Raw genomic sequence first — 14,555 nt, 5'->3', positions numbered from 1 at the left:
CCAAGCCTCGCAGGAAATAGGATCCGATCAACCAATCCAAATCATGGAGGCTAATTCTTGACAACTGCGAGCGCGACAAATATGACGCAAGGGCGGATGGGACCACCCGTCGTCAGTCTCGCTCTGTGAGAGGTGGCGCATCGAGATCACGTTTGTGGAGGTCTTCTACCGGCCGGAAGCAATACCCCGAGGTAGGTCCGTGGTGGCGACTTCTGGTTTCAATGCGCCCGAAGCCCACCGGAGCCTCAAAGATGCGCGCTCAGGGTTGCAGCGGTCGCTGGCGACAGTCGTCATCGGCCGGAGCCTGTCCCCCGCCTACCAACCTTGCTGGCAAGGCCGGTGTTTTTTGATTGCAAGATTCAGACCTATCCCGCCTGACAATCACATTCCCTGGAGTCACCGCCAACATGAATGAAGCCGAGCTGGAACAAGTGCGTACGGCGATGTTTACCGACCCCGGCGTGAAAGCGGTGGATGACCTGCGCCTAGTCCCCGCCAAAGAGCGCGGTCGTGCGATCGCGGCCACCATCACCGTCGCTGCGCCCTCGGTCGACCTGGACCTGGTGCATGCGGTGATCGCCCGCGTGCTGGCCGATCAATTTGACATCGATCAGGTCATGCTGTGCTTCAACGACCCGGGTCCGGTGCCACCACAGCCCACCGCGGCGCCCTTGAAGAAAATGTGATCGCCCGTGGCTCTATGCGTCTGCGTTGGCGGGCGCATAGAGCTGATAACCCGGCAACGCGCACGCGCCGGCATACACAAAGGCCACGCTTTGCCGCGCCCGGGTGAAGGCCACGTAGTACTTTGGTGGGGCGGTGATACGCGCTGCATCTGCCGTGCGCAGGTACTGTGTCAGCGGGCCGTTCGGAAAGATGAGGACCCGGCTGTAGGTGCGGCCCTTGCACTGCCCAAAGTTCACGGCCGGTAGTCCGTCGCACGCTTGCCGCCGGTCATGCCGGAGCACGGTGGGCGCAAACTCCTGCATGTACGCTTCAACATCCGCTGGAGCGACGAGGTAGATGCCATCGTGCCCGGTGACCTCGCCATTGCCTGATTGGGTTCGCGGCATCTGCGGATAGAGCGTGTCCGCCATATCGCACAGGGCCTGGACGCAGCGAAGGCTGATGAGGCGGTGATCCAGCTGGCATAAGCCGTCCGCCTCCCAAATCTGAAACAGCGCTGCCAGATTGGGTCCACGATACTGGCTGTGCCTTTGAGCATAGTTGGTGGCATACGTCGCCTGCCGCGTATCACCCACCAACGTGATGGCAATGCCGCTCTTCAACAGCCGCTCGACCAGATCCAGATCAAAGCCGGCGAGGTCCTGAACTTCGTCGATGTAGAGCTCGTCGTACATGGCCGCCAGGCGTGCCATGACCTGACCTTGGGTGAGCTCATCGCAGCGCACAGCGAAATCGGCCGCCCGGTCCGAATACATCCGGTTGCCTGCCAAGTAGTGGCGCGCCACCTGGGTGCGTGGGGCCCTGTTATTGGTGACACCTTCTACGAACAGGATGGTCTCGATGCGAGGCTCAGGGCAAAGCGCTGCCTGGTACGGGCGGATGCACTGGCACAGCAGGAAGCCATACCAGCTGTGCAAAGTGACATGCACGGGGACCGCACCGGCGTGGACCTCAAACGAGCGCCGGATCTCTTCTAGATTCTCCAGCGTGTAGGTGACAATCGCGATGCGACGCCCAGGCCGCTCCAGGGCCTGCCGGACCAGCAAGGTGGTCTTGCCCGAGCCGGCCGCCGAAAGCAGGACCCGGTTAGGTGATGGCGCGCTGGACATAGTCCGGGAACCTGATCGAGTGCGGGCTGTTGAAGATCGCCAGGGCCGTATCGGTCTTATGGCCCTTCATGTACTTGAGCAGCGCCACCTCATCGGCAAACGTCTTGCCCAGCACGGTATTGAGTTCGGCCAGCGAGTTGGCTTTGATCAGCTGCTCTTCCAGCGATGGGGCGCTTTCGTCGGAATCGTAATAGATCGCGTTGATGTGTTCGGCATAGCGCTCCTGCACAACGGCGATATCGCCATCATTGTCGGTGATCACCTTGGCCTGGATTTTCAGCCGATCTGCAATCTGCAAGAAGCGCTTGAATGCCAGCGACTTGACCGAAATGATGTCTACGCCGCGAGCCATCGGCGCCACGCCATGGTGGTCGCTGTAGGCGCGCTGCACGATCAGCTCGTCGGAAGGGCCTTCCACCAGGATCGCCTGCTTGGCCAGGATCAATCGCAGCGTGTCGTGGCCCGGCAGCTTCATGAAATAGTCATGGGTATCGCTCGGCAGCTGGTCCAGCTTCATCTGGCCCTGCGCGCTGAACAGGATCACGTTGTCCACGCCCAGCTTATTCAACACGAAGCTGCTGTGGGTGGCGATGATCACCTGCTGGGCGGTGGAGAGGGCCGCAATCTTGTCGATCAGCTGGGTCATGCTGGAATAGGACAGATGGTTCTCCGGCTCCTCGATCAGCAGCACGTGGGCAGCGCCGGCCGCGTGCATCGCCAGCTTCATCTTCACCGCGCTTTGCTCACCCTTGCCGGCCTGGGTGAACGGGAGCTCATCCAGGTAAGGTGACAAGCTGGTTTCCCATGTTGAGCGCGGCGATGTGTCCACACCCACCGTCAGCGCCCGGTGGCTGATGTCCCGGTGTGCTCGGTCAGGTACGCATTGATGGCCGCCACGTCCGCCTCTTCGGAAAAACTCTGCCGCATGCGGCGGAAGCTCAACGACAGCGAGACGCGCTGCGCAGGCGTCAGTGCCTGATCGATGATGCCGGCGATATAGCGATCGGCACCGGACAAGGTCTTGATGCCGTGAGTGTCGATGATGGTCGAATCGAACGGAATGCTGCGAGCGGTGACGCCATTGTTGGCGAAGGAATACCAGCGCACCGTGTAGTACTCCACCGGCAGGCTGACCGCACCCTGGTGCTGCTGCAGGTAGGCGTTGAACTCCTCGCGGTAGTCGTCGTTGAGCTCGACCAGCAGCCGGATGCCGGCGGTATCCAAGCGCAGGGAGTTGTTGGTGCCGCGCAACGACGCCAGCGCGACATCTGCGCCCAGATAGGCTTCGATGGAGATCCGTGGCGGCGAAGCCGGCGTGCCTGCAGCAAGGGTCGCCAGATATTCCTGCACCGCGGGCTGGTGGAACAGGTAGGGCGTGAGCTCGTAGGCGAGATTGCGCCCATGCAGTTGCCCGGTGACCACCACGTGGATGGCCTCCAGCAGGGTGGACTTACCGACCTCGTTGTCGCCCACCACCAGGTTCATGTGGGCGTTGAGGGGCAGGTCCAGATGGCGAAACGACTTGAAATTGTCGATGACGATACGTTCGATCGGCATGCACAGTCCTTTGATGGCCAACGAGTTCGGTGGCGGCGCCTGCTTGCACCCCGGCTGGCCTCCTTTCCGCTCTGGGCCATACTACCCAGGGATCGCCAGCCTTGGGCGGTTTCGTACTGTTTTGACGACTTGAAATGGCCGAAACGCTGGTTACGCGGGATAATTCAATATTATCCGCCTTTAGATACGACCCGTACTCGGCGAGTAGTGTAACTTGATTGGTATGTAATTACGTGGTATGTAATACATTACGAAATAGTCGGAGAGTGCGATGGCACGCGGCGGCTTGTACAAGAGCGACATCCAGAAGGCCCGCGATGCGCTGCGGGCACAGGGCAAACACCCGTCGGTGGACGCGGTGCGGGTGGCGCTGGGCAACACCGGCTCCAAGACAACCATTCACCGCTACCTGAAGGAGCTGGAAGAAGATGAAGGGCAAGGCCTTGGCGCCAAGGTCGCGGTCAGCGACGCGCTACAGGACCTGGTCGGTCGGCTTGCCGGTCGCCTACACGAGGAGGCCGAGGCTGTAATCGCCGAGGCCCGGCAGCGCTTCGAAGCGCACTTGCAGGAGCGTAGCGAGGCGCTGGAACGCACCCAGCAGGAGGCGTCCACGCTGAGCGCGCAGCTTCAGCGCATTGAAACTGCCTTACGCGAAGAAAAGACGACCCACGCCGCAGCCCAGCAGGCCTTGGCCGAACGGGTCACCGAGGTCGCGCAGCTCGGCGAACGGATCGCGGGACTGACCGCGCGGCTGGCGGAGCACGAGGCGCATGCCCAGTCGCTGGAGCAGAAGCACCAGCATGCTCGCGAGGCGTTGGAGCACTACCGCACCTCGGTCAAGGACCAACGCGAACAGGAACAGCGCCGCCACGAGCACCAGGTGCAGGAACTGCAGGTCGCGCTGCGCCAGGCCAACGAGGCGCTGACCGCCAAGAACCACGAACTGGTTCAGCTCAACCGCGACAACGGGCAGTGGCTGGAACGCCACAGCCGCCTAGAGAGGGAACTGGCGCAGGTGCGGCAAGCTGCGGACGACCAGCGGAAGGAGCTGGACGCGCTGCGGCTTACGGCTGCGGAGTACCAGGCCTTGCTGGCACGCTGGACCCAGGACGCCCAAGCGTTGGAGAGCGCACGGGTCAAGCTGGCCAATGCTCACGCCGACTTGGCCAAGGAGCGAGAACGGCGTGAACAAGCCGAGGCCGAAGCGTTGCGTGCCGGTGTGCGCCAGGACACCTTGGAGCAGTTGCTGGCGCAGTTGCGGCCCGATCGCGCCGACAGTTCAGGTACCAACAAAAATCCGGCAACCAAATGATTTCACGGAAGAAAAAAAAATTCTGGGGGGCATTTTTGCACGTATCTCGGCTTAACCCCACATCCGCCATCCTTATGGGGTTTCCATGGGGGGTGCGCGTGACTTTGTCCGTCGACTCAACACCGACCTTCGCTCGACGCCTCCAACAAGCCCGCCTGCACACGGGTTTGTCGCAGAAGGAGTTGGGCATCCGGGCCGGTCTGGATCCTTACGTGGCCAGCCCCCGAGTCAACCAGTACGAACGTGGCAAGCACGAGCCCAAGCTGGAGACTGCTGAGCGGTTGGCCCAAGCGTTGGGGATCCCCGCCGCCTTCCTTTACACCGACGATGATCTGCTGGCCAAGTTGCTCCTGCGCTGGGGCTCGCTAAGCAAGCAGCAGAAGCGGGAGTTGGTGAAGCTGATCGAGGCCACACCCGAGAAGTAAACCGAACAAGCGCTAGCCCTATGGGCAACCCTTCGCCTCAACCCGCCCATTGGGCGCTCCTGGAGGGAGCTGCAGTGGCCGTGACTAGTGCGACTGACAAGTGGCGGCATCTCAGGCCTACTTGAGATTTTGTTCACGACCGATACACACGCGCCTTGTCTAAAGTGATTTACAATGTCGCCCGTGTCAGCCTCCTCACTTCTACTGCGACTGCTCCTGATCGTCATGCTCGTGCTTAACGGCGCGTGGTCGGCATTTGCGTCGATCAGTATGAACCCGGCCATGGAAGCGCAGGCCAGCGAAGTGGCTGCCGCGGTGCAAGGCGACGAAGACTGCGTCGCCCATCACAGTGCTGAGAATCATCCCGATGCCACCTCGATTGAAAGGGCTGGCACTGGGCATGGCGACCATGCCGGTCCCGACTGTTGCAAGTCTTCTGCGTGCCGGTGCGCCTGCGTACACGCGTGCGCGAGCGCACTTCCGGCGCGCCTGCATGTTTCGGTGCAACTGGCCTTGGGCCTGGATGTCATGCCGCTGCCCCTAGGGCATGCGGCACCTGCCTTGCCTCATCTGATCCGACCACCGATCGGCTAAGCGTCCCTAAGCGCCGCAATGGCGCCGTTGGTGTGGCTTGCATGCCTATTTATAGGCCAGCCGCCCGCTCTGTACCACCGCCCGCCGGTGGCAACACGACGCTTGGAGCATTTTCATGTCGCATGATGATTTTCGTGGTCCACACGGTGGACCGCCGCTGCTACCTTCGCGGCGGCGATTTGTCCAGGGCTTGGCCTTGGGAGGCGCAGTCGCAGGATTAGGTTTCTGGCCCAAAGCCAGTTGGGCGCTCAAGGGCCCGGGACAACCCAACGTACTATCGGGCACCGAGTTTGACCTAACCATCGGCGAGACGCCGATGAACTTCACCGGCAAGACCCGCACCGCGATCACCGTCAATGGGTCCGTTCCGGCGCCGTTGCTGCGTTGGCGGGAAGGCACCACGGTCAACCTGCGTGTCTCCAATGCATTGCCCGCTAACTCCCTCCATGGCGCGGACACCTCCATCCATTGGCACGGCATCATTTTGCCGGCCAACATGGACGGCGTGCCGGGCCTGAGCTTTGACGGTATCGGACGTGGTGAGACCTACCACTACCGGTTCACCCTGCATCAGGGCGGCACCTACTGGTACCACAGCCACTCGGGGTTCCAGGAACAAGCCGGGCTCTATGGCCCGATCATCATCGACCCATTGGAGCCGGAGCCCTTCAGCTTCGATCGCGACTACGTCGTGATGCTGAGCGATTGGACAGACCTGGACCCGACGGCCCTGTTCGATCGTTTGAAGAAGATGCCGGGCCATGACAATTACTACAAGCGCACGGTCGGCGATTTTGCGCGCGATGTGAAGCGCAACGGCCTGTCGGCCACGTTGGAAGATCGCAAGATGTGGGGCGTGATGCGGATGACGCCCACGGATCTGTCCGACGTCAACGCCAACACCTACACCTACCTGATGAACGGCACGACCTCGCTGGGCAACTGGACCGGTTTGTTCCGCAGTGGCGAGAAGGTGCGCCTGCGTTTCATCAATGGCTCTGCCATGACGTACTTCGATGTGCGTATTCCGGGGCTAAAGATGACCGTGGTGGCAGCAGATGGCTTGTATGTCCATCCGGTTTCCGTCGACGAGTTCCGCATCGCGGTAGCAGAAACCTTCGATGTGATCGTGGAGCCCTCCGGGCAGGACGCATTCACCATCTTTGCCCAAGACTCCGGTCGCACCGGCTACGTCAGCGGCACGCTCGCCGTGCGCGAAGGATTACGCGCGCCCGTTCCGTCTGTGGATCCCCGGCCGCTGCTGACGATGGCAGACATGGGCATGGATCATGGATCGATGGATATGTCTGGCGGCAGCAAGGGCATGGAAGGCGGCTGTGGTGCGGCCATGGGCATGCCTGGCATGACCCCACCTGCCAGCGGTAACGCGACCTCGGCCCATGCAGGCCATGCGATGCCCGCCGCCGGCGATGGTGCCATGGCAGGCATGCAGCACGGGGGCATGCAATCACACCCTGCCAGCGAGACCAACAATCCCCTGTTGGACAACCAGGCCATGAGCGTGAGTTCGCGCTTGGATGATCCGGGTAATGGCCTGCGCGATAACGGCCGTCATGTACTGACGTATTCCATGCTCAAGAGCACCTTTGAAGACCCTGACGGACGCGACCCCGGTCGCGAGATCGAGCTGCATCTGACCGGACATATGGAGAAATTCTCCTGGGGCTTCAACGGTCAGAAGTTCTCCGATGTCAAGCCGCTGCGGCTGAACTACGGCGAGCGTATGCGCATCGTATTGGTTAACGACACGATGATGACCCATCCCATCCATTTGCACGGCATGTGGAGTGACGTGGAGGACGACAACGGCAACTTCATGGTGCGCAAGCACACGGTGGATATGCCGCCGGGTAGCCGACGCACGTATCGCGTGCGTGCCGATGCGTTGGGCAGCTGGGCGTTCCATTGCCACCTGCTTTATCACATGGAAGCCGGAATGATGCGCACGGTGAGGGTCGACGAATGAACATCAATAGACGCGATACCACCCTGACTGCGCTGACGCTGGCTATCTCGCTGGCCCTGGCCAATGCGGCCAGCGCCCAATCCATGCAGCACGGCTCCATGCCGATGGAGCAGGGCGCGCAGACCCAGACTCAGGATCACTCTGCACAACAGGCGCCGACATCAAAACCTGCGCCAGCCCAAAAGCCTGCAACACCGGCCAAGCCGAGCGAAGCGACGATCGATCATGCGACGATGGGCCACGCCGCGCCGCAGGCTAAAGCAGCCGAGCCTGCCATGCAGGGCATGGACCATTCGCAAATGGGGCACGTCTCGCCCGCGAGCACACCTGCGGCGCCCACAGCACAGGCGCAGTCGATGCAGGGCATGGATCACAGTCAGATGGCACAGCCCGCTGCAGCCGACACCTCTAGTACGGCCACGCCTGCGATGCAGGGGATGGACCATTCCAAGATGGGGCACGGCGCGCCTCCGAGCACGCCCGCAACGCCCAAAGCGCAGACACAGTCGATGCAGGGCATGGACCACAGTCAGATGGGACACGGGCCTGCAGTGCCAACGCAGCCGCGCACCCCGATACCCGCGGTGACGGACGCGGATCGCAAGGCGGCCATCGCGCCGGAACACGCGCATCCGGTGCATGACAACTCGATCAAGAGCTACGTGCTGCTCAATCGCCTGGAAGCCTGGGATGCCGATCCGGGCACCGGGCTGGGCTGGGAGGGCCAGGCTTGGATCGGTACGGACCTCAATCGCGTCTGGCTCCGCAGTGAAGGCGAACGCACGGATGGTCAGACCGAGTCGGCTGATCTGGAAGTGCTCTACGGCCGCAGTATCTCCACGTGGTGGGATGTGGTGGCCGGTGTGCGTCATGACTTCAAGCCTGGGGCATCTCAAAACTTCGCCGCTATCGGTGTACAGGGCTTGGCGCCGATGAAGTTCGAAGTGTCCGCCACAGCCTATCTCGGCGAAGGGGGCCAGACTGCCGCCAATGTCGAGGCCGAGTACGAATTGCTGCTAACCAACCGGCTGATCTTGCAGCCGCTGGTGGAAGTCACCGCCTATGGCAAGAACGATCCATTGCGCGGGATAGGTTCGGGTCTGAGTACCGCTGAGGCGGGGCTACGACTTCGTTATGAGTTCACCCGAAAGTTCGCTCCCTACATCGGCGTGGTGTACGAGCGCGCGTTTGGCAATACCGCAGACATGCGACGCGAGCATGGCGAGTCCTTTGAAGACACGCGCTTGGTCATCGGCTTCGTACCTGGTTCTAAGGGGAACTGACAATGAAATCCAACAAAAGGATGTGGGTATGGCTCGGTGCCGGCGTGGGATTGGTTGCGGTCGCGGCAACTGCCACGGTCTCTCTGGGCGTGTACAACGTGGCCGCCGACGATCCGCATAGTCGCCCGGTGTATGCGCTACTTGAAACGGCGCGCGAGCGTTCCATTGAGGTGCGCGCCGCCAAGCTTCAGGTGCCCACGAACCTGGATGATCCTGAGCGTATCCGCCAGGGTGCGGGCAACTACAACGCCATGTGCGTGACCTGCCATCTTTCGCCAGAGGCGGCGGCCACCGAGATGAGCAAGGGCCTGTACCCCGCGCCACCGAACCTAAGCAAACAGTCGGTCGCTCCAGCTGAGGCGTTCTGGGTGATCAAGCACGGCATCAAGGCCAGCGGCATGCCCGCGTGGGGCGGCAGCATGGACGATGAGTTCATCTGGAACATGTCGGCCTTCCTGCAGAAGCTGCCCACGCTGGACAAGGCCGGTTACCAGGCGTTGGTGGCCAGCAGTGATGGTCATTCGCATGGCGGCGGCGAGACGCAAGGCCACCATGACGACGAAAAGGCCGAGGATCACCCTGCCCTATTCGAGCCGGGCAACAACTCCATGCCGCATGCGCACCCGCCGGGCGTGGACGACGATCACCACGGCCCGACACCCAGCGACACGGAAGTCGGGTTGGTGAGCCACGGCCATCCCGACGGCAAGGTGGAGTCGCACCCTGCACCACACACGCCCGTGGCCGATGACGGCCATGCGCACACCCATTGATCTCCTTGGAGCCCACGCAATGAACGCAACAGCAATCTCGTTCACCCTCGCACTGGCACTGGCCGTCGTGTCCCCCGCAATGGCGCAGGCGACACAGCCGCACGCACATCACCCCGCTGCCGCGGCATCTGCGGACGTCGACGTCCCAGTCACTGCAGAGGCCGCGGTCGCCGTAGCGGAGCGTTTCAACAGGGCCCTGTCTAGCGGCGATCTGGCCACGGTCGAAGCCCTGCTCGCTGCCGACGTCCTCATCCTCGAGTCCGGGGGTGCCGAGCGCAGCCGCGAGGAATATCTGGGTCATCACGCAGTCAGCGATGCGGCATTCCTCAAGGGCGCCCATCGCCAGCTGCTCCGTCAGCGTGCACGCACCGCTGGTGAGTTCGCATGGGTCGGAACCGAAAGCGAGCTGCACGCCCAGAAAGACGGTAAGCCACTGACCGTCCAGAGCACCGAGACCATGGTGCTGAAGCAGACCACCGACGGTTGGCGGATCGCCCACATCCACTGGTCTTCGCGGACCAAGCGCTAAGCGGAGAACCAGAAATGAAAACCTGCAGATTGAACCGACTGGCGTGGGCGGCTTTTGCGGTCGCCGGCCTGGGTGCCTGCACCCAAGCGGCTACACCCGCGCAATCCACCATCGCGCCCACTGCACAGGTCGTCCCGGAAACAGCCGACGCGACTCCAGCCGCCCTGCCACGCATGACCGTCCACAAGACCCCGACCTGCGGGTGCTGCGGTAGCTGGATCGACCACGTGAAGAAGGCGGGGTTCACCGTGGATGTGCATGACATGGATGACCTGGGTCCGGTCAAGGAGCGCCTGGGTGTCCCCTATGCAAAGGGCTCCTGCCACACGGCCGAGGTCGACGGATACGTCATCGAAGGCCATGTCCCGGCCGAGGACATCAAGCGCCTCCTCGAAGAAAAGCCGGACGCACGCGGCCTGGTCCTGCCCGGAATGCCGCTCGGTTCGCCGGGCATGGAGGTCCCGGAAGGACGCCAGCAGCCGTATACGGTCGAGCTGGTCCATCACGACGGAACCACCGAACCCTTCGCACAGCATTGATCCGCAAGAGCAACAGGGGGCGGTGTTGCGGGCGCGCCGATTCTCGTCCGCGATGAAGCAGGAGATCCACATGACTCACCATTCCGAAGACCACCGGTCTCAGGCCATGAACGAGTGCATCGACAACTGCACGCAATGCCACGCGATTTGCCTTGAGACCATCAACTATTGCCTGAGCAAAGGAGGTGCCCACGCAGCCCCGGAGCACATCGCCCTGCTGGCGACGTGTGCCGATATCTGCGCCACCAGCGCCGACGCCATGTTGCGTGGCGCCAGCGCTCACTCGGTGGTTTGCAGTGCCTGCGCGGAGATCTGCCGCCAGTGCGCCGAAGCATGCGACGCCATGAACGACCCGGAGATGGCGCGCTGCGCCGAAGTTTGTCGCCGTTGCGCGGAAAGCTGCAGCGCCATGGCGGCTTGACGCGTCGAGGATCCCGCCTGAGCGGCGGGATCCTCATCTCAAATATCAAAAGCCGACCAACCGTGGTTTCGGTGACAGCCCGACACCTAACGCTTGTCGGATCCAACACAGCACGGCGCCGAACGGGGCTTTGCATCACATTCGCAATGAGGATTTATCCCTATGAAATCATCAAACGTCCTTCGCTCCTTCGCGCTCGTCCTCGCGATTGCGGCTGGGCAGTTCTCCCTGCAGATCGCGCACGCCCACGCCGCGCTGCAGCAGTCCACACCGGCGGCAAATGCGGTGGTGGCTTCGCCGGGCCAGATCGATCTCGTGTTCAACGAAACATTGATTCCGCGGGCGTCGCGTCTCAAGTTGCTCATGAAGCACGGCAGTTCCACCATGCCGATCGAGAATTTCACGACCGAGATCGTCAACAACGGTAAGACCCTGCGTGCCAAGTTGCCCCAGCCGCTGACTCCGGGCGTCTATACCGTGGAATACCGCGCCGTCGGTGGTGACAACCACCCCATGCCGGGCAGCTTCAGCTTCACGGTGCGCTGAGGAGTCGCGAATGTTCGACCTGTCGGCTTATGCACTGAGATTCCTGGAATACCTTGTCATCATGGTTCTTTTCGGGGTTCCACTCTTCGGTTGGTACGGGTCGCGTCGATCGGCACTCGCCGACGCCTTGGCCGGGTGGTCACTCATGGGCGTTCTATTGGCGGGTGCCGTAGCCGGTCTCGTGCTCACCGGGCTCGATGTCGTCTTCAAGACCGCGGGCATCATGGGAATGCCGCTTGCCGAGGTTGATCGCGCATCGCTTGGCTGGTATCTGCTCGAGACGTCCGCGGGCCGGGCAGCCATGGCGAGAGGCGCGCTGCTGGTCGCCCTGATGTTCGTGCTCGGATGGCATCGTCGCCGCGGGAAGGTGGAGACCGCCTTCCCGCTGGGGGCGATGCTGGCGGGCGGCGCACTCGCTTCGCTGGCATGGAACGGCCACGCCGCCGCTGGCGAGGGCTTGGCAGGCGCGGTCCGGCTTGCTGCAGGCATCGTCCATCTTCTCGCGGCAGGCGGCTGGATCGCAGCGGTCCTGATGTTCCTTGCCATGCTGCTGCGCGGCAAAGAGACGAACGGCAGCGGGCGTCTGCGATCAACGCATGACTTTCTGCATGGTTTTTCGACGCTGGGAACGATCTTCGTTGGTGCGCTCATCGTGTCCGGCATCGCGCACTACGGGGATCTCACCGCGTGGTCGTTTTCGGCCCTGTTCCAGAGCACCTACGGGAAGTTGCTGCTGTTCAAACTGGCCCTGTTCGCTGGAATGCTGGGTTTGGGAGCGCTGCACCGATGGACGCTGGTGCCGCGCTTGGAACGAGCGCTGACCAGCGGAGATCCCGCGCAGGAGGTGCGGGCTTTGCGGCAGAGTGTTACGGCTGAGGCCGCGCTGGCCATCTTGATCCTGATTGTTGTTTCAGTGCTCGGGACGCTCAGCCCCGAATAGCTGTGTAACCCGCAATGGCACACTGCCTTGGCAGTCCATCCCCACTAAAGCGAGCATCGGCATGAACTCACCGTCGTCCCATGACCATCACCATTCTGCAGGCGCAGCCCCTGTCGAGGCTGCGGATGGACGGGTCACCGATCCGGTCTGTGGCATGCAGGTCGATCCCGCCACGACGCAGCATCATGCGACCCACGCCGACACACCTTTCCACTTCTGCTCGGAGCGATGCCGCGCGAAGTTCGTGGCCGATCCGGAGCGCTATCTGACGCCCCAGGACGAACCCGAGGTGGCACAGCCCGGCGCCATCTACACCTGCCCGATGCACCCGGAAGTCCGGCAACAAGGTCCAGGCAACTGTCCCTTCTGCGGCATGGCGCTGGAGCCGGAAATGCCGAGCCTGGAGGACGATGACAATCCGGAACTTCGCGACTTCTCGCGCCGGTTCTGGTGGACGCTTCCGCTGACTGTGGTGACGCTCGTGCTGGCCATGTTCGGCCAGTACCTCCCGCGTGTCGTGCTGGGCGACGTGCAGATCCTGCCGTTGTCGATCGACGTGCAGACCTGGGTCGAGCTGGTCTTGACCACACCAGTCGTGCTGTGGGCCGGCTGGCCGTTCTTCGAGCGCTGCGTGCAGTCGATCCGCAACCGCAGCCCGAACATGTTCACCCTCATCGGGATTGGCGTTGCGGCCGCCTTTGGCTACAGCCTGGTCGCCACGCTGGCACCCGGCTTGTTCCCACCGTCGTTTACCGAACATGGGCGCGTCGGGGTGTACTACGAGGCGGCGGCGGTGATCGTTTCGCTGACCCTGCTCGGCCAGATGCTGGAACTGCGGGCGCGCTCGAAAACGTCCGCGGCGATCAAGGGCCTGCTTGGCCTGGCGCCGAAGGAAGCCCGGCGGGTCAACGCCGACGGCACCGAGGAAGACATCCCGCTGACCCACGTCCACGCCGGCGACCACCTGCGCGTGCGTCCCGGCGAGAAGGTGCCGGTGGATGGCGAAGTGGTGGAAGGCCGCTCCAGCGTCGACGAGTCGATGCTCACGGGTGAACCGATTCCGGTCGAGAAGACCGCAGGCGACCAGGTCATCGGCGCGACCCAGAACGGCACCGGCGCGCTGGTGATCCGCGCCGCCAAGGTGGGCTCCGACACCGTGCTGTCGCAGATCGTGCAGCTGGTCGCGCAGGCGCAGCGCTCCCGCGCGCCGATGCAGCGGATGGCCGATATCGCGGCCTACTGGTTCGTGCTCGCGGTGCTGGCGATCGCGGTGGCCACCTTCTTTATCTGGGGCTCCTTCGGTCCGGAGCCGGCCTGGACCTTTGCGGTGCTCAACGCGGTCTCGGTACTGATCATCGCCTGCCCCTGCGCGCTGGGCCTGGCGACGCCGATGTCGATCATGGTCGCCACGGGCAAGGCGGCGCAGGTGGGCGTGCTGTTCCGCGACGCCGAGGCCATCGAGCACATGCGCCGCATCGACACCCTGATCGTCGACAAGACCGGCACCCTCACCGAGGGGCGCCCCGCCTTCAAGGAAGTCGTGGCCTTCGGGGGCTTCGACGCCGACCGGGTCTTGCACCTGGCCGCCAGCCTGGACCAGGGCAGCGAGCACCCGCTGGCCGACGCCATCGTCGCCGAGGCTCGACGCCGGAACTTCGAGTTCGACCGCGTGGAGGACTTCGACTCGGTGACCGGCATGGGTGTGCGCGGGTCCGTGGCCGGCCATGCGCTTGCGCTGGGCAATACCGCGCTCATGGACGACCTGGGCGCCAATCCCGCTGCGCACGTCGACGTGGCCGAGCGGATGCGCCGCGAGGGCGCGAGCGCCATGTTCCTGGCCGTGGACGGGCGCC

At 63.1% G+C, this 14,555-nt stretch carries 15 protein-coding genes and 1 pseudogene; 13 read left to right on the top strand and 3 right to left on the bottom strand.

What is annotated here, in order from left to right:
* Positions 1-407 precede the first annotated feature (407 nt).
* Positions 408-686 carry a hypothetical protein gene (locus JCM9942_RS04115; protein WP_027080079.1) on the top strand — a complete coding sequence of 93 codons (279 nt, stop codon included), beginning with the start codon at positions 408-410 and terminating at the stop codon, positions 684-686.
* A gap of 12 nt (positions 687-698) precedes the next feature.
* Here the strand turns inward: JCM9942_RS04115 and JCM9942_RS04110 are convergent, their stop codons facing one another.
* Genes JCM9942_RS04110 through JCM9942_RS19985 form a run of 3 tightly spaced genes read right to left on the bottom strand, consistent with a single transcriptional unit; the run spans position 699 to position 3,353 of the window.
* Complete coding sequence (locus tag JCM9942_RS04110) at positions 699-1,796, bottom strand: UvrD-helicase domain-containing protein (protein WP_017354990.1); 1,098 nt, start codon at positions 1,794-1,796, stop codon at positions 699-701.
* Complete coding sequence (locus JCM9942_RS19990; RefSeq protein WP_256202295.1) at positions 1,774-2,589, bottom strand: ATP-dependent nuclease; 816 nt, start codon at positions 2,587-2,589, stop codon at positions 1,774-1,776. The genes JCM9942_RS04110 and JCM9942_RS19990 overlap by 23 nt, the downstream gene beginning before the upstream one ends.
* A gap of 44 nt (positions 2,590-2,633) precedes the next feature.
* A complete protein-coding gene (locus tag JCM9942_RS19985; protein ID WP_256202294.1) occupies positions 2,634-3,353 on the bottom strand; it encodes an AAA family ATPase in 720 nt (239 codons plus the stop codon).
* A gap of 271 nt (positions 3,354-3,624) precedes the next feature.
* Between JCM9942_RS19985 and JCM9942_RS04100 the strand changes: the two genes are divergently transcribed.
* The 12 genes and pseudogenes from JCM9942_RS04100 to JCM9942_RS04045 all read left to right on the top strand — a co-directional run.
* Positions 3,625-4,665, top strand: a complete 1,041-nt coding sequence (locus tag JCM9942_RS04100) for a DNA-binding protein (protein WP_017354988.1) — start codon at positions 3,625-3,627, stop codon at positions 4,663-4,665.
* Between the two features lie 74 nt (positions 4,666-4,739).
* A complete protein-coding gene (locus JCM9942_RS04095; RefSeq protein WP_049404629.1) occupies positions 4,740-5,090 on the top strand; it encodes a helix-turn-helix domain-containing protein in 351 nt (116 codons plus the stop codon).
* A 174-nt stretch (positions 5,091-5,264) separates the two neighbouring features.
* A complete protein-coding gene (locus JCM9942_RS18105; protein WP_080354476.1) occupies positions 5,265-5,684 on the top strand; it encodes a CopL family metal-binding regulatory protein in 420 nt (139 codons plus the stop codon).
* Between the two features lie 115 nt (positions 5,685-5,799).
* A complete protein-coding gene (locus JCM9942_RS04085) occupies positions 5,800-7,671 on the top strand; it encodes a copper resistance system multicopper oxidase (protein WP_017354985.1) in 1,872 nt (623 codons plus the stop codon).
* Positions 7,668-8,944: pseudogene (locus JCM9942_RS04080) on the top strand (copper resistance protein B). The gene JCM9942_RS04085 and the pseudogene JCM9942_RS04080 overlap by 4 nt, the downstream one beginning before the upstream one ends.
* 12 nt (positions 8,945-8,956) lie before the next feature.
* Positions 8,957-9,727, top strand: coding sequence for a c-type cytochrome (locus JCM9942_RS04075; protein ID WP_026070603.1), 771 nt, complete (start codon positions 8,957-8,959; stop codon positions 9,725-9,727).
* Between the two features lie 19 nt (positions 9,728-9,746).
* Positions 9,747-10,256: a nuclear transport factor 2 family protein gene (locus JCM9942_RS04070; RefSeq protein WP_026070602.1), complete on the top strand. Its 510-nt coding sequence runs from the start codon at positions 9,747-9,749 to the stop codon at positions 10,254-10,256.
* 14 nt (positions 10,257-10,270) lie between these two features.
* A complete protein-coding gene (locus JCM9942_RS04065; protein WP_229301210.1) occupies positions 10,271-10,795 on the top strand; it encodes a DUF411 domain-containing protein in 525 nt (174 codons plus the stop codon).
* A gap of 52 nt (positions 10,796-10,847) precedes the next feature.
* The gene (locus JCM9942_RS04060) at positions 10,848-11,216 is read left to right on the top strand and encodes a four-helix bundle copper-binding protein (RefSeq protein WP_017354980.1); all 369 of its coding nucleotides are present in this window, start codon (positions 10,848-10,850) and stop codon (positions 11,214-11,216) included.
* A 162-nt stretch (positions 11,217-11,378) separates the two neighbouring features.
* A complete protein-coding gene (copC, locus tag JCM9942_RS04055; RefSeq protein WP_017354979.1) occupies positions 11,379-11,762 on the top strand; it encodes a copper homeostasis periplasmic binding protein CopC in 384 nt (127 codons plus the stop codon).
* A gap of 10 nt (positions 11,763-11,772) precedes the next feature.
* Positions 11,773-12,702, top strand: a complete 930-nt coding sequence (gene copD, locus JCM9942_RS04050; RefSeq protein ID WP_017354978.1) for a copper homeostasis membrane protein CopD — start codon at positions 11,773-11,775, stop codon at positions 12,700-12,702.
* A gap of 61 nt (positions 12,703-12,763) precedes the next feature.
* Positions 12,764-14,555, top strand: a 1,792-nt coding sequence (locus JCM9942_RS04045; protein WP_089153130.1) for a heavy metal translocating P-type ATPase, incomplete at its 3' end; no start/stop codon positions are given.

It is taken from the genome of Stenotrophomonas pictorum JCM 9942, assembly GCF_001310775.1.
Lineage (GTDB): Bacteria > Pseudomonadota > Gammaproteobacteria > Xanthomonadales > Xanthomonadaceae > Stenotrophomonas > Stenotrophomonas pictorum.
This window is presented reverse-complemented; position numbering and strand designations above follow the sequence as displayed.